At 66.0% G+C, this 17,928-nt stretch carries 17 protein-coding genes; 12 read left to right on the top strand and 5 right to left on the bottom strand.

Going from position 1 to position 17,928, the window contains the following annotated elements:
• Nucleotides 1-89 precede the first annotated feature (89 nt).
• Entirely contained in the window at nt 90-974 is an 885-nt protein-coding gene (locus SM755_RS05705; RefSeq protein WP_323171806.1) for a hypothetical protein, read from the bottom strand.
• 141 nt (nt 975-1,115) lie between these two features.
• Nucleotides 1,116-1,931: an imidazole glycerol phosphate synthase subunit HisF gene (gene hisF / locus SM755_RS05700; RefSeq protein ID WP_323171805.1), complete on the bottom strand. Its 816-nt coding sequence runs from the start codon at nt 1,929-1,931 to the stop codon at nt 1,116-1,118.
• Nucleotides 1,932-2,047: 116 nt separating this feature from the next.
• Here hisF and SM755_RS05695 point away from each other — a divergent pair, with 116 nt between their 5' ends.
• Nucleotides 2,048-2,236 (top strand): hypothetical protein, encoded by a 189-nt coding sequence (locus SM755_RS05695; protein ID WP_323171804.1) that lies wholly within the window; start codon nt 2,048-2,050, stop codon nt 2,234-2,236.
• Nucleotides 2,237-2,351: 115 nt separating this feature from the next.
• Here the strand turns inward: SM755_RS05695 and SM755_RS05690 are convergent, their stop codons facing one another.
• Nucleotides 2,352-2,576, bottom strand: coding sequence for a ribbon-helix-helix domain-containing protein (locus SM755_RS05690; protein WP_006109142.1), 225 nt, complete (start codon nt 2,574-2,576; stop codon nt 2,352-2,354).
• Between the two features lie 200 nt (nt 2,577-2,776).
• Nucleotides 2,777-3,076 carry a hypothetical protein gene (locus SM755_RS05685; RefSeq protein ID WP_323171803.1) on the bottom strand — a complete coding sequence of 100 codons (300 nt, stop codon included), beginning with the start codon at nt 3,074-3,076 and terminating at the stop codon, nt 2,777-2,779.
• A gap of 270 nt (nt 3,077-3,346) precedes the next feature.
• Here SM755_RS05685 and SM755_RS05680 point away from each other — a divergent pair, with 270 nt between their 5' ends.
• From SM755_RS05680 to menD, 3 genes are read left to right on the top strand one after another with little or no spacing between them, the layout of a single operon-like run.
• Nucleotides 3,347-3,997, top strand: coding sequence for a sulfite oxidase-like oxidoreductase (locus SM755_RS05680; protein WP_323171802.1), 651 nt, complete (start codon nt 3,347-3,349; stop codon nt 3,995-3,997).
• A gap of 32 nt (nt 3,998-4,029) precedes the next feature.
• Nucleotides 4,030-5,565 carry an isochorismate synthase gene (locus SM755_RS05675; protein WP_323171801.1) on the top strand — a complete coding sequence of 512 codons (1,536 nt, stop codon included), beginning with the start codon at nt 4,030-4,032 and terminating at the stop codon, nt 5,563-5,565.
• Entirely contained in the window at nt 5,562-7,400 is a 1,839-nt protein-coding gene (menD, locus tag SM755_RS05670) for a 2-succinyl-5-enolpyruvyl-6-hydroxy-3-cyclohexene-1-carboxylic-acid synthase (RefSeq protein WP_323171800.1), read from the top strand. Before SM755_RS05675 ends, menD begins: the two co-directional genes overlap by 4 nt.
• Here the strand turns inward: menD and SM755_RS05665 are convergent.
• A complete protein-coding gene (locus SM755_RS05665) occupies nt 7,389-8,414 on the bottom strand; it encodes a DnaJ domain-containing protein (protein ID WP_323171799.1) in 1,026 nt (341 codons plus the stop codon). The genes menD and SM755_RS05665 overlap by 12 nt on opposite strands.
• Nucleotides 8,415-8,634: 220 nt before the next feature.
• Between SM755_RS05665 and bioB the strand changes: the two genes are divergently transcribed.
• From bioB to SM755_RS05625, 8 genes are all read left to right on the top strand, one after another.
• Nucleotides 8,635-9,759: a biotin synthase BioB gene (gene bioB, locus SM755_RS05660; RefSeq protein ID WP_323171798.1), complete on the top strand. Its 1,125-nt coding sequence runs from the start codon at nt 8,635-8,637 to the stop codon at nt 9,757-9,759.
• 57 nt (nt 9,760-9,816) lie between these two features.
• On the top strand, nt 9,817-10,845 hold the full coding sequence (locus tag SM755_RS05655; protein ID WP_323171886.1) for a transcriptional regulator: 1,029 nt from the start codon (nt 9,817-9,819) through the stop codon (nt 10,843-10,845).
• Between the two features lie 10 nt (nt 10,846-10,855).
• Complete coding sequence (locus SM755_RS05650) at nt 10,856-12,097, top strand: 8-amino-7-oxononanoate synthase (protein ID WP_323171797.1); 1,242 nt, start codon at nt 10,856-10,858, stop codon at nt 12,095-12,097.
• Nucleotides 12,094-12,801 carry a dethiobiotin synthase gene (gene bioD, locus SM755_RS05645; protein ID WP_323171796.1) on the top strand — a complete coding sequence of 236 codons (708 nt, stop codon included), beginning with the start codon at nt 12,094-12,096 and terminating at the stop codon, nt 12,799-12,801. The genes SM755_RS05650 and bioD overlap by 4 nt, the downstream gene beginning before the upstream one ends.
• Nucleotides 12,802-12,939: 138 nt before the next feature.
• Nucleotides 12,940-13,842: a 1,4-dihydroxy-2-naphthoyl-CoA synthase gene (locus SM755_RS05640; RefSeq protein WP_323171795.1), complete on the top strand. Its 903-nt coding sequence runs from the start codon at nt 12,940-12,942 to the stop codon at nt 13,840-13,842.
• Between the two features lie 196 nt (nt 13,843-14,038).
• The gene (locus SM755_RS05635) at nt 14,039-15,367 is read left to right on the top strand and encodes a Tat pathway signal protein (protein WP_323171794.1); all 1,329 of its coding nucleotides are present in this window, start codon (nt 14,039-14,041) and stop codon (nt 15,365-15,367) included.
• Between the two features lie 40 nt (nt 15,368-15,407).
• Nucleotides 15,408-16,895: a hypothetical protein gene (locus SM755_RS05630; RefSeq protein ID WP_323171793.1), complete on the top strand. Its 1,488-nt coding sequence runs from the start codon at nt 15,408-15,410 to the stop codon at nt 16,893-16,895.
• Between the two features lie 90 nt (nt 16,896-16,985).
• Entirely contained in the window at nt 16,986-17,927 is a 942-nt protein-coding gene (locus SM755_RS05625) for a 1,4-dihydroxy-2-naphthoate polyprenyltransferase (protein ID WP_323171792.1), read from the top strand.
• Nucleotide 17,928: the final 1 nt, after the last annotated feature.

Genomic DNA, 17,928 nt, shown 5'->3' with positions numbered 1-17,928 from the left:
CACCCGCAGGACGGTTCGTTGGTGCGCCGGAACTGATTTCCAGCAGTCCGTAGGAGATAGCTCCGAGCGACTTTTCGGGACGAACAGTCTCAGCAAGCCGCGTAGGACACGTAAATCGTCCCTTCCGGCCCCACGTGAAGATCGAACCCGTCCGCCGCCACGTCGTACTCACTCGTTCCCGCTTCGAGCATGCGGACCACCTCGGTCACGTCAGCCACGAGTTCATCCTCGCCGGTGTCGGCATCGATTGTCGTCTCGAACGGGGCGACGTGGCTGACGACCAGGTCCGTGCGACAGTCGATGTTGAACTCGCTCGGATCGGGGAGTTCGTGATCGCGGTCACCGTCGCCGTGTTCGGTTGCGACGAGGACGCGATTGCGGTACTCGGCGTACGCCGCGAGCCCCTCGTCCGGGGTGGGGTTGTCGTCCGCTCGCGCGGCTGCGAGTTGGTCGTTCGCACGCTCCTCGACGGCGTCCAGATTGATGCCGTTGTACTCGGTCCCGTTGCCGGGGGCATCCGGTGGCGACGGGGTGCCGACGCCGGGAAGGATCGAGGGTGAGACGATGCCGGAGGCGAATAGCAGGGCGACGATGCCAACGACGGCGATGATCGGCGTGTACGGTTTGGCGACTGCGAACCAGCTCGCCGTTTCGAGGGCCTCGTCGACATCGTCGTAGGTCTGTTCGGTCCGTTCGAGGGTCGTGTTTCCACAGCGCGAACAGGGCGGATTGTTCTTGACGTGGACGCGACCACAGTCGGTACACGTCCAGACGTAGGTTGTGCCTGTGTCGACGACCGTCTCGGTCCCAGTCGCCGTGTCATTACTGCTGTCACTCTCAGTGTCGGTGTCGTCCGTCTGTTCGCGCTCGTCCTGGCGGACGATCGCCTTCTCGAAGGCGTTGTGTCCGCAGTTGTCGCAGGGTGGATCGTCCTCCGCATGGGGTTTGCCACACCACGTGCACCGCCACTCCATTGTATAAGACGGATTCCTCCGTTACGATAAGTATATTGAATCTGAACGGATCGGGTACAGAAGCTGGGAGGCAGAAGACGGTGAACGGCCGGTGCGTTGGAGAGTCAAAGCGGAGCTCGAACGGGGGGACGACCACCGAACTCAGCGCCGCACCGGAACGCCGCGCTCGTCGAGATACGCCTTCGTCTCCTCGATCGAGTAGTCACCGAAGTGGAAGATCGACGCCGCGAGGCCGGCGTCCGCGCCAGCGTCGGTGAACACGTCGTACATGTCTTCGGGACCGCCACAGCCCGAGGAAGCGATAACCGGCGTGTCGACGGCGTCACAGACCGCGTCCGTCAGCGGCAGGTCGTAGCCGTCTTTGGTGCCGTCCTTGTCGATCGAGTTCACGAAGAGTTCGCCCGCGCCGCGGGACTCGGCCTCTGTGGCCCACTCGATCACGTCGATGCCGGTTCCCTCGCGGCCGCCTTTCTTGGTGCATTCGAACCAGCAGGATTCGCCGTCGATCTCGACGTAGTGTTCGCCGCGTTCGTCGAAGCGGCGTTTCGCGTCGACGCTGATGACGATGCACTGGTTCCCGAACGCGCGTGCGCCCTCGTTGATGAGTTCGGGACGTTCGAGCGCGCCGGTCGTGATCGAGACCTTGTCCGCGCCGGCCCGAAGCGTCTCCTTGATGTCCTCGGTCGTCCGAATGCCGCCGCCGACAGTGAGCGGGATGAAGACCTCGTCGGCGACCGCGCGGACGACGTCGAGCATCGTCTCACGCCCCTCGGCGGAGGCGGTGATGTCGAGGAAGACGAACTCGTCGGCCCCGGATTCGTTGTACGCCTTGGCCATCTCGACGGGATCGCCGGTGTATTCTAAGTCCTCGAAGTGGACGCCGGTGTAGACCGCGGGATTCCCGTCCTCGTCCAGATCGACGTCGATACACGGGATGATCCGCTTTGTCAGTGCCATTTCTTACCGGGTGTTGGCTCCCCGGGTAGTAAAGCCGTCTGGATCGGGCGAATGCAGCCTGCTGGCTCGCGGCCCGCGATAGCCGTCTTTAAGGATTCGAGCGCCGAACTCGGAGTATGGCAGACGACACTGACGATACAGCGGACCACGATTCGGGTGCGGACGTCGGTCACGACCTCGGTGCCGAGCGGACGACGGCCCCGATGAGCGAGTATTCCTCGCGCGCCGTCGGGATCGGATTTCTCGTTCTGATCGTCGGCATCGCTATTTCGTTCGGGATTCCGCTCGCAACGACTGGACTGTAGCTGTTTCTCGTACCTGTCTCTCTCAGTCCCTGTACCTGTCCCTGCAACCGTAGCCTCTCGGCTGTTCGCGTCCAAAACAAAGTCGTGGTCACTCGTCGAGTGAACGAACAGAGCGTTAAAAGACGTACTCGTCGTCGTGACCCATCATTCCGTCGTCTTCGAGGCCGGTACCGCCGGTCGTCTCCTCTTCGTCCATCGGCCCGCTGGTCTTGTAGGCTTTGATGCCCGTCGACAGGAGGTCCTCGATGGCTTCCTCGCGGTTGACGAACTCGCCTCGCTCGACCATCTGGGCGATCTGCATCTCGAGGTGTTCGGGGATAGTGATCTCTACTTTCGGCATCTGATTCGGCTTTCGGTGAGGGGGTATTTAGGTTTGACGGGGACTCTACAGAACTCGGAATGCCGTTCGTCCGACCGCTCTTCGGACCGTTCATCTGAACTCGTCTCGAAGACGCAGACGGCGCCTGTCCGGCAGAAGAACGCGTGACGGATGGGGTGAGCCGGTTGGGTGGCTCGAGTGGTGCTTAGGCCGGCGTCTGTCTAGCGGTTGCCCATCATTGAGTCGAGGGCGTTCTTGATCGTCGTCCCCGGCTGCGTGATGGCGTCTAACTGCTGGCGCATCTTGCGCTGGTTGACGTAGCTCGCGAACGCGAGGATCGTCGGCGGCCAGAGACCGATAAACATACCGCGATGACGGTCTCCGCGCAGGAAAAAGTAATACCACGAGAGACCGACGGACGCTGCAGCGGCGATAAATGCCGGCCCCATGGCCTGTTCACCGACCGCTTGTGCTGATTCTGTGGGCATCTCCCGTTCTGTCATCTGTTGTTTGTTCGCCATACGGTAGTGGTCTCGGGGAGACTGTACTAAGCGGTGACGAGGGTTTCGAACAGAAGGCCACGACTTGCACCCCCGAAGACACGGTTTCGGATCGTTCCATCCGCCCCGTCGTCGCGCTAATTCGACGTTTCCTCGAGTTCGTCTCGGTTTCTCAGTTCTATCCGGCGTTCGGCTGTCCAGCTAGCTGGCAGATAGTTCCGTGAGACGACTCGATCCGGACCGCGAGCGCCGTGGCGTCACACCTACGTCGCTCGGGACGAAAACATGACTATGACTACCGACCGAACAGACGCCGTCGAGAGTTCAGGTGTCACCGCGACGGAGTCCGATGTTCGAGATATCACTGACCTCTACCACGAGTTCGGCGAGGATCGGGTCCCGGCGGGCCAGCGCGAGACCTCGGCGTTTCCGGTACTCTCGAAGAGCGCCACCCCCGGCTGGGATCCCGATACCTGGGAGTTCACCGTCACCGGCGCGGTCGAGACCGAGCTGACGTTCTCGTGGGACGAGTTCCGCGACCTACCACACGAGACTCAGAAGCAGGACTTTCACTGCGTGACCGGCTGGAGCAAACTCGACTGTGCGTTCACCGGGGTGCCGTTCACCGAACTCGCCGAGCGGGCGGGCGTCACGGACGACGCCGTCCACGTCATGTTTTCCGCGCTCGACGGCTACACGACGGATCTGCCGCTCGAGGATTGCATGCGCGAGGAAGTCCTGTTCGCGTGGGCCTACGACGGCGAGCCGTTGCCCGAGGACCACGGCGGTCCGCTCCGCGTGGTCACGCCGCACAAGTACGCCTACAAGGGGGCGAAGTGGGTCGACGGCGTCGAGTTCCTCACGGAACCGGAACTGGGCTACTGGGAACGGCGCGGCTACTCCGAGACGGCGAACCCGTGGCGAGAGGAGCGATATAGTTAGGCTGAAGGCGCGTCGGTCCCGAACTGTGGTCGATGAATCGTACGTCGGGCGATGGGCAGCTGCCGGGGACAGTTGACCGGGAGGGTACGGGCGAAGCCGACACTAACGCCGGTGCTGATGCTGGTACTGGTGCTAATGCTGATTCGGATATCGACACCGACGCCGGGTCGAACGCCCGTTCTCCTCCCGCGCCGGCTCTCACCCCATCGTCTCTCCGTAGCCGTAGTCGTGAACTCACGGACGTTTCCTTCGGTGCGATCCTGGATACCGACGACGAGGCCCGCATCCAGTGGGCCACCCCCGACGGATTGGAGGTCGTCGGCCGCGGCGTCGCCGCCCGGTTTACCGCGCACGGCCCGGACCGGTTCGAGACCGTCCGCGAACAGGCCGCCCGGACGTTCGCCGAACTCGATCACGACGGGCCGACTGTCGCCCGTCCGCGCGCGTTCGGTGGGCTCTCCTTTCACGAGAGCCACGACGGTCGCGACACCGATACCGCTTCGAATACACCTTGGAGCGGCTTCGCCGCCGCCTCGTTCGTCGTCCCTCGCGTTCTCGTCACCCGCTGTGACGAGGCCACCTGGCTCACCGCCGTCGCCCGCGACGCCGAGACGGCAACCGAGCGATTGCACTCGTGGTACGATCGACTGGCCGATTTCCCGGCGATGCGTCCGAGCGGGTCGGCCCCCGGTGTCGCCGCGACCGAGCGCACGACCTCGCCCGCGGCGTGGACCGACCAGGTCGAACACGCACTCGATCGAATCGAGACGACACCGCTCACCAAGGTCGTTCTCGCCCAATCGCTGTCGGTCTCGCTCGACGAACCGATCGACGTGCCGGCGACGCTCGAACGCCTGCGCCGACAGTATCCGAACTGCTACCGGTTCCTCGTCGATCACGACGCCGATGCCAGTGGAACGTTCTTCGGCACACCGCCGGAGCGGCTCGTCTCGAAACGCGGCGACCACGTCGAAACCGAGGCGCTCGCCGGCTCCGCCCCTCGCGGCGAGACGCCCGAAGCCGACGAGGAATTCGCCGATCAACTCCGGGACAGCGAGAAGGTTCAACACGAACACGGGCTCGTCGCCGATGCGATCCGCGAGCAGCTGACGCCGCTCGCGCGCGAGTTGACCATCGACGAGCAGACGGTTCGCCGACTCGCGACGATCCAGCACCTGCAGACGCCGATCGACGCGACCCTCGACGGCGACCGGCACGTCCTCGAACTCGTCGAGGCGCTCCACCCGACCCCCGCAGTCGGCGGCATGCCGCCCGAGGCGGCCTGGGAGACGATCCGCGAGACGGAGACCTTCGACCGCGGCTGGTACGCCGCGCCGATCGGCTGGTTCGATGGAGACGGCGACGGCGAGTTCGCGGTCGGTCTCCGGTCGGGCGTCGCGACCGACGAGACGGTCACGCTCTTTGCGGGCAACGGTCTCGTCGCCGATAGCGACCCCGCGGCCGAGTGGGACGAGGTACAGTTGAAATTCCGGCCGATTTTGGACGAGTTACAGCCTGCGGGCGCGGACGGGATCGAGAAGGTAACCGGCAATGTGCACTCGCAATGAGCGCACCCAACCGCGCGACCCTCTGGGGTCGCATCCTCGTCGATGAACTCGCAGCGAGTGGGCTGGAGGCGGTCTGTCTCGCCCCCGGCAGTCGATCGACGCCGCTGACGGTCGCGTTCGCCGAGCATCCCGATATCGAGGTCTATTCGCACTTAGACGAGCGGTCGGCGGCGTTCTTCGCCCTCGGGCGCGCCCGCCGCACCGGCGAGCCGACGGCGCTGGTCTGTACCTCCGGGACGGCGGCCGCGAACTTCCACCCGGCGGTGATCGAGGCCGATCAGGCCCGCGTGCCGATGCTCGTTCTCACGGCCGACCGCCCACCTGAACTCCGCGATAGCGGCGCGAATCAGACGGTCGATCAGGTCGAACTCTACGGCGACGCCGTGCGCTGGCACGCCGATCTTCCGCTTCCGGAAGCCAGCGAGCGAACGGTCCGAAGCCTCCGCACGACGGCCGCCCGCGCGCTGCTTGAAACGACCGTCTCCGAACCCGGCCCCGTCCACCTCAACTGTCCTTTCCGCAAACCGCTCGACCCGATCGAAACGACCGGCAGCGAGGCCGTTCCCGACGAGTTCGCCGAGACGCTGGCCGGGGCGGGCCGGGACGGTCCGTTCGTCGAGACCGCCGCGGGGCGACACGCGAGCGAACCCGACGCCGACGGCACCGGTGCGCTCGAGACCCTTCGAACCGCGCTCGAGACCGCGGACAGACCGCTGCTCGTCGCCGGCCCCGCCGACCCGGTGACATCGTCGACGGGTGAACTCGATCCCGCGGCCGTCGTCGCCGTGGCCGATGCGGTCGGCGCGCCGGTGCTCGCGGATCCGCTGTCGACCGTTCGGTTCGGGCCGCACGTCGCCGCCGAGAGCGCTGCCGACGGGAATCGGACGGTCTACGGCGGGTACGACGGCTACATCGACGCGCTGCCGGCCCCGGCTCCGGATGTCGTCGTCCGATTCGGTGCCTCGCCGACCTCGAAGCGGCTCCGGCACGCGCTACGGGACGCCGACGTGCGCCAGTTTCTGCTCGATCCCGTCGGCGCGTGGCGCGAGGCGACGTTCACGGCCACCGACCTTCTCGCCGCCTCGCCCGGCTCTGTCTTCGAGAGTCTTGCAGCGTCTCTCGGGGAGTCCACCACTGCGAACCGCTGGCGGGCGCGATTTGACACCGCAGAGCGGCTCCACTGGGATCTCCGTGACGACGCGTGTACGACTGACTCGCTCGAGTCCGCGCCGTTCGAGGGTGCCGTCCTCGCATCGGTCTTCGAGGCCGCCCCCGATCCGGCGACGATTTTCGTCTCGAACAGCATGCCCGTTCGGGACGCCGACCGGTTCGCCCACCCGCAACCGGCCGACCTGACCGTGCTCGCAAACCGCGGCGCGAGCGGCATTGACGGGATCACGAGTTCGGCGCTCGGCGCAGGCAGTGCGACCGACGAGCCGCTCGTGCTCGTGACGGGCGATCTCGCGTTCTATCACGATTCGAACGGGCTACTCGCGCTGGAGCGCTGCGGCGTCGACGCGACGATCGTTCTGTTGGACAACGACGGCGGCGGCATCTTCCACGAACTCCCGATCGAGGCGGTCGATCCGCCGTTCACGTCGCAGTTCAAAACGCCCCACGGCCTCGCGTTCGACGCGCTCGAAGAGCTGTACGACCTCGAGTTCGAGCGCGTCGAGCCGGCTGCGTTCGAGGGTGCTTATCGCCGGTCGCTCGCGAGCGACGGCACGCAGGTGCTGTCGGTGTCGTTCGACGCGGACGCGAGCCACCGGCGGCGAGCCGAACTCGATGAGCGAGTGCACACTGCGGTCGCGGGGACGGACGACTCAGGGCCGTAGGGCCCACCAGACCACGACCGCGTAGCCGAAGGGGACCCACACGAACGCGAGGGCGAGGGCTCCGTAGATCGAGCCGAGCGCGAGCGGGACCGCATCTATCGTGACCGCGCCGGCCGGTACGAGCACGCTCCAGCAGCCGAAGACGCCGGTCGCGACCTGCGGCATCGTCAGCAGATAGCCGACGAGGCAGAGCGTACACGCTGCAACGATCGCGTTGACGAACAACGAGAACGCCGGCGTTAGGCTCGCGTATACGAACAACGGATACAGCGCCCAGATACAGGCGATCGTCACGACGGTCTGCTGGTCCAGCGACCGGCCGTCCCACTCGAGTTCGATTTCGTCGTCCCAGTCGTGGACGGTGTACTGGAACCCGGCGTCAGAATTCGAATCCGAGTTCGAGTTCGTGTTTGAACCCGAACCCGAACCCGGATCTGAATCCGATTCGGTGTCGGTCCCTCCTGAACTCGTCGTTTCTGTGGCTTGCCCGGTCGTCGCGTGCGTGTGCGTGCGAGTTCGCGATCGACGTGACCGTGATCGCGCGTTCGAGCTGTCCGCCCTCGACCGGGCTTCGCTCCACCCTTCCTCACGCGCGGCCTGCTGGCGAACCTCTTCGAACGACCAGTCCCCGGTCGAACGAGCGTCTCCCGTTTCTCGCCGTGTGTCGCCCGACTCCGATCGTGGCCCGGACCGCCGTGTCTGGCTCGTTTGCGACTCGCGGGTGCGCTCGTTCGCTGAACTCGGATTCGTGCGTGTCGCAGTTGCCCCGCGTTCGGCCGAGTGCTGGGTCGCCTGTACGTAGGTTTCGTGTCCGAGTCGGTCGTACCGCGCCCGCTCGGTTTCGTCAGTAAGGACGGCTCTGGCCGTCGCGACCTGCTGGAACTGCTCGGTAGCGTCGGGTTCGTCGCTGTGGTCCGGATGGGTCTCGAAGACGCGCTCGCGATAGGCCACCTCGAGTTCGTCTTGCGTCGCGTCGCTCGCAACGCCGAGCACGTCGTAGTACGTCTCGCCCACTGTCCATCTGTAGCCTGTTAGGAATCAAATATGTACTGGATGCGACTCGATATCCCCGTTCTGAACTCGGTGCACCGACGCTCCGAGCGGTCGTTTTCGACCGGATAAACAATTAATCGCTATATAGAATTGTGGCTAGCTCGAGCAGTACTACACGGTGTACGAGCTGCTCGCGACAGTCACCGAAACTATTATCTTGTCGTAAACTACCTAGAATTCTGTGGTTTACGAGACTGGAAACCGAACGGTCGACGAGGCGGTCGCCACCGTCCTCGCCGGCGGTGAACTCGACCGGACCGAGGCACTTGCCCTCATCGCTCAGCCGGTCGACGTGCTCGCACCGGCGGCGGATGCCGTCCGGGCGCACTTCGGTGACGACACGGTCGACGCCTGTAGCATCGTCAACGCGAAGGCGGGAAACTGTGCGGAGGACTGCGGGTTCTGCGCGCAGTCGGTTCACTTCGATACCGGGATCGACACCTACGGTCTCCTCGATCCGGACCGAATCCTTGCCGCGGCAAAGCGGGCGGAGCGGGATGGCGCACAGCGGTTCGGCATCGTCGTCGCCGAGAAGGGCGTGAGTAAGGAGCAACGACCAGCGGAGTGGGCGGATGTAATCCGTGCGATCCGTCTCGTTCGCGACGAGACCGCAGTCGAGGTCGATGCGAGTCTGGGAATTCTCACCGAGGAGGAAGCCGAAATTCTGGCCGAGGAAGGGATCGAACACTACAATCACAACATCGAGACCGCCCCCAGATACTTCCCCGAGATCGTCTCGACGCATTCCTTCGAAGACCGGGTGAAGACGCTCGAACGAGCGAAGGCAGCGGGAATGGATCTCTGTGCCGGCGTCATTCTCGGCATGGGGGAAGCGCCGACGGACCGGGTGGACGCCGCGCTCGCGCTCCGGGATATCGGCATTTCCTCGCTTCCGGTGAACGTTCTCAACCCCGTCGCGGGAACCTCGCTCGGCGACGAGTTCGGCGAGTCGGCGGCGATTACGTCGACGGAGATTATCGAGACGATCGCCGTCTATCGGCTGTTACATCCGCGCGCGAGAGTTCGGCTGACGGGTGGTCGCGAGGTCAATCTCGACCGGGACGAGCAGCACCGGCCATTCGAAGCTGGGGCTGACGGGATACTGACCGGGGACTACCTCACGACCGAGGGGCAGTCTCCCGGCGACGACCTCGAGATCGTCGAGCGGGCCGGTCTGCGGCCGAACATGGCAGCCAACGAGTTCGATCCCGAGGCGGTCAAATCGCGGGCCGGGGCGGACGACGATGACGAGGAAGCGACGACGGCGGCCGGGAGCGCGACGAGCAATGCCGAAATGAGCGATTGACTCTCGATGACCGACCTGCCAGACGAACACACAGCTACTGACAATCACGACGCAACGATGAACGAAATCAGATTCGCGGTACTGGGAACAGGAGGTATCGGCCGACGAACGCTCGAGGTATCGACGTACAGGGACGGGTTGACGCCGGTTGCAGCCTGCGACCGTCACGGCGTCGCGATCGATCACGACGGGTTGGACGTGGACGAACTGCTCGCCGCCACGGAGGGAAATATCGCCTCCGATGGGGGCGTCACCCGAGTCAAGGAAACCGGTGAGCAGAAGGGCGTTGCGGCCTCGACGCAGGCAGACCCGACTGCGACCCCGATCGACGATGTAATCGCCGAGAGCGACGCCATCGATGCGGTCCTGATCGCACTCCCGAATTTCGAGCACGAGTTCATCCCGGAGGTTGCGGATCGGTTCGTCGAAGCCGACTATTCGGGTGTTCTGGTGGACGTGCTCAAGCGATCGCGGGTCATCGGCATGCTCGACGAGCGTGCCGACGCGTTCGCGGAGTGTGGCGTTACGTTCGTTTGCGGGGCCGGCGCGACGCCGGGACTGCTGACGGGCGCGGCGGCGCTTGCTGCCCAGTCGTTCGTCGAAGTCGAGGCGGTCGACATCTGGTGGGGCGTCGGACTCAAATCCGGATACGAGGACAACCGCGGCACCGTCCGCGAGGATATCGCACACCTGCCCGACTACGATCTCGAAACCGTTCGCGAGATGGGAGACGACGAGATCGAGGCGGTGATCGACGACCACGACGGCGTCCTGGAGTTCCACGACATGGAACACGCCGACGACGTCTTGCTGGAGCGCGCCGGCATCTGCGAGGCGGCGGACGTGACCGTCGGCGGGATTCTCGACGTGACCTCGGACGAGAAGCCCACGACGACGACCGTCGAGGTGACAGGGACCACGTTCGACGGCGAACGAGGAACCAACACTGTCGAACTGGACGACGACACCAGCATGGCGGCGAACGTCAACGGGCCGGCCCTGGGATACCTAAAATCGGCCGTTCGACGGAATCGAGTAGGCGAGTACGGCGTGTTCGGCCCGGCCGAACTCCTGCCGCGATTCTAATGGCCCGACGATGACAGGCGACCTGAACTCGCGAACCGACGGCGAGGCACCGGCGGACACCTGCGGATTCGCCCTTGCCGACCGACTCGCGGCGCGCGACGCTCGCGGTCTCCGCCGGGATCTCCGACCCACCGACCGCGTCGCCGGCCGGGCGCGGATGGCGGCGGACCCGGGCCGCGGCTGTCCCGTCTACGGCGATGAACAACTCGTCTTCGGGTCGAACAATTACCTGGGCCTGGCGCGCGACGACCGCGTCGTCCGAGCCGCGCAGGAGGCGGCCGCCGCGGTCGGCACCGGAGCGGGCGCGAGCCGTCTCGTGACCGGGGATACGGGCCTCCACCGTGCGCTGGAACGCGATCTCGCCGAGACGAAAGGCACCGAGCGCGCCCTTCTCTTCTCCTCCGGGTACGCCGCCAACGTCGGCACCGTCGCGGCGCTCGACCCGGACGTGATCTTTTCCGACGAACTCAACCACGCGAGCATCATCGACGGCTGTCGACTCGCCGACGCCGAGACGGTCGTCTACGACCACTGCGATAGCGGATCGCTCTGCGAGGCGATGGCCGCTCGACGGGACGAGCGCGACGCCGGCGAGTCGTGGCTCGTCGTGACGGATTCGGTGTTCAGCATGGACGGCGACGTGGCACCGCTTTCGGCGATCTGCGACGCGGCTGACCGACACGACGCGTGGGTGATGGTCGACGAGGCCCACGCGACCGGGCTCTACGAGGGCGGCGGCATCGTCCAGCGCGAGGGTCTCGGCGACCGAGTACAGGTTCAGGTGGGAACGCTTTCGAAGGCGCTCGCCAGCCAGGGCGGCTACGTCATCGGAAGCACCCATCTCGTCGAATACCTGCTCAACGCGGCGCGGTCGTTCGTCTTCTCGACCGGCCTCGCGCCGCCGGCGGTCGGCGCTGCCCGCGAGGCGCTTCGAATCGCGCGCGAGGGGACGCGCTCTGCGCAACTGTGGGACACCGTCGACCGCCTCCGGGACGGCCTCGAATCACTCGGGTACGACGTGCTGGGCGAGACACAGATCCTGCCCGTCGTCGTCGGCGACCGTGACGATGCGCTCGCGCTCGCCGACCGGCTTTCGGACCGCGGTATCGTCGCACCGGCGATACGCCCGCCGACGGTGCCCGCGGGGACGAGCCGCATTCGCATCGCGCCCACGGCCACACACACTGCAGCCGAACTCGAGCGCTGTCTGGACGCCTTCGAACGCGCGGGACGGGAGCTTGATCTGGTATGAATTCCGGGACGAAGACGCCCGAGAACGCGGTCGCCATCGTCGGAACCGACACCGGCGTCGGCAAGACCGTCGTCACGGCGGGGCTCGTCGGCTGGCTTCGTGAAGAGGGCTACGACGCGCGTGCGATCAAACCCGTCCAGACCGGGTATCCGCCAGACGACGACGCGGCGTTCGTCGCCGAGGCCTGTGGAACCGACCGGGCGGCGACGTGTTGTCGTCGCCTCGAACCGGCGCTGGCTCCAGCCGTCGCCGCTACTGTCGCGGACGAACCGCTTTCGTACGACTCACTTCGCGAGGCAGTCACCGCTGAACTCGACGCGGCGACCCCGGGCGTCGTCGAAGGTATCGGTGGACTGCGAGTTCCGCTGGCGGACGACCGCGACGTGCTTGATCTGGTCGCCGACCTCAGTGTTCCCGCAGTGGTCGTCGCCCGGTCCGGATTGGGGACGCTGAACCACACCGCGCTGTCGGTGTCGGCGCTTCGCCGTCGCGGCGTCGACGTAATCGCGGTCGTCCTGAATCAGTACGACGGCGCATCGCTCGCGGAGCGGACGAACCCCGATGCGCTCGCGGAGATGGTTGATTGCCCGATTCACACGCTGCCGTCGTTTTCCGTCGCGGAGCCGTCGGCCGCCGTCTCGACCGTCAGTGCCGCGCTTCCGCGATCGATCTTGGACGAGATTCTTCCCGCGGACCGCGTATAATCTGTAATCTGTAATCTGTAACCGCGAGTTCACCGTCCGGGCCGTTGCACGCTGACCCGCGACGGGTGCGACGGGTTGCAGACGAGACGACCGGCGAGAACCGATACTATATCAGGACTCGTCCCCCACACACGGGCGATGGTTTCGGAACTCTTCGACGAGGACCGCTGGGAGCCGATCGACGAGTTCGACTTCCGCGATCTCACCTACCACCGGGCGGTCGACTCCGGGACGGTGCGGATCGCCTTCGACCGGCCCCACGTGCGAAACGCCTTCCGGCCGGGAACGGTGGACGAACTGTACGACGCGCTGGATCACGCCAAGCGCCAGACGGACGTGGGCTGTATTCTCCTGACGGGGAACGGGCCGTCCTCGAAGGACGGCGGCTGGGCGTTCTGTTCCGGGGGCGACCAGACGGTTCGCGGCGAGGACGGCTACCAGTACACGGGCGAGGACGAGGAGAGCGAGGCCGCGCGCGCTTCAGAGCAGGGACGCCTGCACATTCTCGAGGTGCAGCGGCTCATCCGCCATATTCCCAAGGTCGTCGTCTGCGTCGTACCGGGCTGGGCCGTCGGCGGCGGGCACTCGCTGCACGTCGTTTGCGACCTCACGCTCGCGAGCGAGGAGCACGCGAAGTTCCTCCAGACCGATCCCGACGTGGCGAGCTACGACGCCGGCTTCGGCTCGGCCTACCTGGCCAAGCAGATCGGCCAGAAGAAGGCCCGCGAAGTGTTCTTCCTCGGCAAAACGTACAGCGCCGAGGAGGCGGCAGAGATGGGCATGGTCAACGAAGCGGTGCCCCACGCTGAACTCGAGGAGACGGCCCTGGAGTGGGGCGAGCGTATCAACGCCAAGAGCCCGACGGCGATGCGGATGCTGAAGTACGCCTTTAACATGACCGACGACGGGATGGTCGGCCAGCAGGTATTCGCCGGCGAAGCGACCCGGCTGGGGTACATGACCGACGAGGCCGCGGAGGGCCGAGACGCTTTCGTCGAGGGTCGCGAACCGGAGTTCGACGAGTTCCCCTGGCACTACTGAGACGAACTGCCGGCAGTCAGTTCGCCGCACCCGCGAATTGCCCTGGGTTGCGTTGGGAAATCGATACAGTAGACCGTACGAGTCGTAGCGGCGACGGCAGCGGGCTGTCGCGAGTTCAGCGTGGGCGGCTTTTTCGTAGCGGTCGTTCGCTCGAAAGGAGTAACGCTTTGGACCCTGCGCGACGGTAGTGGTGACTGTGACGCTCCCCGACCGGTCTGCCCTCTCCCGCCGGGCGTACGTTCGGGCGCTCGTCGCCGTCGGCGGCGGGGCCGCCCTCAGCGCCTGTCTCGACGTGACTCGCGACGGAGACGACGATCCCGATCCCGTTCCCGCCGGCACGGACGACCCCGACTCGCTGCCGGCGCGCCAGCACGCCTGGAACGAGTTCAGCGCGCGCGACGAGGACGGGAACGTGCAGTTGCCCGAGCATCACGCGTTGGTTCCGTTATCGCTCGCGTCGGATGCGGCCGGCGACGCCGAGGGCAACAACGGTGACGACAGCACGACCGCGCCGAGCGAGGACGCCCGCCAAACGACCGAAACCGCGCTGCGGACGCTCGAGCGGGCCTACGAGTGGAGCCACGAGGGGCTGGTCTTTACGCTCGGCTACACGCCCGCGTACTTCGACCGGTTCGAGGGCTCGCTGCCCGACTCGGTCGATCTACCGGCACCCGAAGCACTGACGGCGCGCGAGGACCCCGCGTTCGACGAGTTCGACGCGTTGCTCCACCTCGCGAGCGACCGGCCGGACGTCGTTCTCGCCGCCGAGGAGGGCCTGTTCGGCGACCGGAATGAACTCAACGGAATCGACCTCGAAACTGACCTCACCGGCGTCTTCGACCGCCACGACGACCGCCGTCGGACCGGCTTCGTCGGCGCGGGGCTTCCGGCGTCGAAGACCGACGTTCCGGGCGTCCCCGAGTCGGTCCCCAAGGACGCACCGTTCCTGATGGGCTTTCGCTCCGGCTTCGCCCGCACGCAGGCGAGCGAGGACCGTGTGACGATCGACGCCGGCCCGTTCGCCGGCGGGACGACCCAGCACGTCTCCTCGATGGACATCCAACTCGACGTCTGGTTCGGTCAGGACAACCACCACCAGCGCGTCTCGAAACTGTTCAGCCCGACCCACGCCGCGGACGAACTCGTCGGCGAGGTCGGCGACGAACTCGCGGACACGAGCGGCGTAACCGACGACGGGATCGCATCGGCCGAAGACGCCGCGCGCGAACACGGCGTCGTCGGCCACGCACAGAAGGCCGCCGGGGCGAGAGAAGACGGCAACCCGCCGCTCCTGCGCCGCGATTTCAGCACTGTCGACGGCGATCGGCCGGGACAGCACTTCCTCGCGCTCCAGCGGGGCATCGGCGAGTTCGTTCGCGTCCGCGAGGCGATGACCGGCGCGGACCTCGACGTCTCGTCGGCGAACAACGGCATCCTCCACTACCTGTTCGTCAACAGACGGGGGAACTACTTGCTGCCGCCGCGGTCGTTGCGGGCGCTGCCGCCGGCGGCACCGAACTCGTGAGGGCCCCAAGACGCCCGTTCGATAGCGAAAACTACACAATATGGCTCCCGACGATCCGACCGCGGACGATTCAGCCGGAAGCAGCGATCGAAGGACGGCAATAGGCCCTGTCCTGGCCCCGGCTACGGACACGACTACGACGGCCACCCGTCGGACGCTTCTTTCGCGAACCGGTGCGATATCGGGAGCGCTCGCGACGGGACTCGCGGGCTGTCTCGGCCTCGGTGGGGGCGGAGACGACGAGGAGCAAGACGGCGACTACGGCGGCCGACAACCGACGGTGACCGTCGAAGACCCGCCGAACGCGGTCTTCCTGCCGACCCACCGGGAGGCGATGCGGGTCGGAGAGCCCGTGACGGCCGGCGAGTTCAGGTTCGTTCCGATGCTCTCGTATCCGCATCCGTTCTGGACGATCGCCGGCAGCGACGACGCGGCGGTCGAGCGCGAGACGCCAGATGTCGGGCGCGGCGTACACATGATGATCACAGTCCAGGATCGGGAGACGGGGCTCGTGGTGCCGGTCGACGACGGCATTCAGTTTCGGATTCGATCGGACGGCGAGCGGGTCGGCTCGCCGGTGTCGCCGTGGGCGATGCTCTCACAGGAGATGGGTTTTCACTTCGGGGATAACGTTGGGTTGCCGGGAGACGGAACCTACGAAGTCGAGGTGACGATCCCGCCGCTTTCGGTCCGGCGCACCGGCGCGCTGGCGGGGCGAGGTGAAGAGCGCGCGACGGGGACGTTCGAGTTCGAGTACGACGACGAGTTCAGAGACCAGGTTATCGGCGAGATCGACTATCTCGAGCGGGATCGGTGGGGAGAGCGGGGGGCATTGGAGCCGATGGGTGCCGGTGCCGATGGTGGTGGTGGTGATGGTGATGGTGATGATGGTGGTGATAGGAGTGAGAACGACGCTGGCGGCAACGCCGAACACGAAAGCGAGATGGATCACGCACACGTGCCGTATGCGACCGTTCCCGCGGTCGATGCGTACGCGGGAACTCGTCTCGTTGGCGACGCGTCCGCCGGCGCGGACGGCGAAGAGACTGCCGCCGCCGAACTCCCGCGCAGCGACGATGCGCCGATCGTCGCCGTCCTGTTCGAGGCCGACGCCGACACCGACGAATCGGACTTGACGCGCTTGGCCGGCGACGAGAACCGGACCCAGAACCCCGAGCAGTACCTCCTCGTCTCCCCCAGAACCCCCTACAACCGCGTGCCGCTTCCCGACGCCGCGCTCACCGCTTCCATCGAGCGCGACGGTGACCTTGTCGTGGAGCACGAACTCGAGCAGACGCTCGATAGCGAGTACGGACACCATTACGGCGTCGTGGTGTCGGGGACAGGATCGGATACGTCCGATTCGGAGTCGTCGTCGGCCATCCGTTCGGGCGACTCCGTAACCGTTTCCGTCGACTCGCCGCCCCAGGTTGCCAGACATCAAGGCTACGAGACGGCGTTTCTGGAGATGGAAGCGGTGACGTTCGAGGTGCCAGACGGTGCTGAGGGCGGCGACACCGGAAATTAGTCGATTAGCGTCGACGGTAGCCGTGCTGACAGGGCACATGTTCGGCTGCAATGCCAACGTTGACACTCTCTCGAGTCGGACACTTGACCCATGAGCACGGCTGAGGTCGAACTGTCACGTCCGAAGGCGTGGCTACTGGCTGCACGCCCGCAGACCCTGCCCGCGGCCGCGGCACCGGTTATCGTCGGCTCGGGCGTTGCGGCCGCCGAGGGCGTCTTCGAACTGCTGCCGGCGCTGTTTGCGTTCGTCGGTGCTGCGCTGATTCAGATCGGGACGAACTTTGCGAACGATTACTACGACGCGATCAACGGCGCGGATACCGAGGATCGGGACGGGTTCACCCGCGTCACGCAGGCGGGACTCATCCCGGCCCGGCAGGTCAAACTCGCGACGATTATCACGTTCGCGCTCGCGATCTGTTCCGGCACCTACCTGGTCTACGTCGGCGGCGTGCCGATCCTCGTCGTCGGCCTCGTGAGCGTCTTCTGCGGCTGGGCGTACACCGGCGGCCCCTATCCGCTCGGCTACCACGGGCTCGGCGATCTCTTCGTCTTCGTCTTCTTCGGCGTCGTCGCCGTCGTCGGGACGTTCTACGTGCAGGCCGCCGCTGCCGCCGTCGAACCCCTCACAACGACGCTTCCCGAGGGAACCGTCACTCGCGAGGCGATTCTCGCGAGCCTTCCCGTCGCCGCCCTCTCGACGGCGATTATCGTCGTCAACAACGTCCGCGACTTAGAAACCGACGCAGAGACGGGCAAACGCACGCTCGCCGTCCGACTCGGCTATCGCGGCAGCCGCATCGAGTTCACCGCGCTGCTCGCGCTGGCGTACCTCGTTCCGGTGTGGCTCTGGCTCGGCGAAGGACTCGGAGCGAGCGCGTTGTTGCCGCTCGTTTCGCTGCCTTACGCGGCGTCGATCGCGCGGACGCTCTGGACCAGAACCGACGGCGAGGCACTCAATCCCGCGCTCGAGGCGACCGGAAAGCTCCTCGCGCTGTACGCGGCGTTGTTCGCCGGGGGACTGGTGATCTAAC

This window comes from Natrialba sp. PRR66 (genome assembly GCF_034808065.1).
Lineage (GTDB): Archaea > Halobacteriota > Halobacteria > Halobacteriales > Natrialbaceae > Natrialba > Natrialba aegyptia.
Note: the sequence above shows the minus strand (reverse complement) of the source record. Positions and strands in the feature narration are given on the sequence as shown.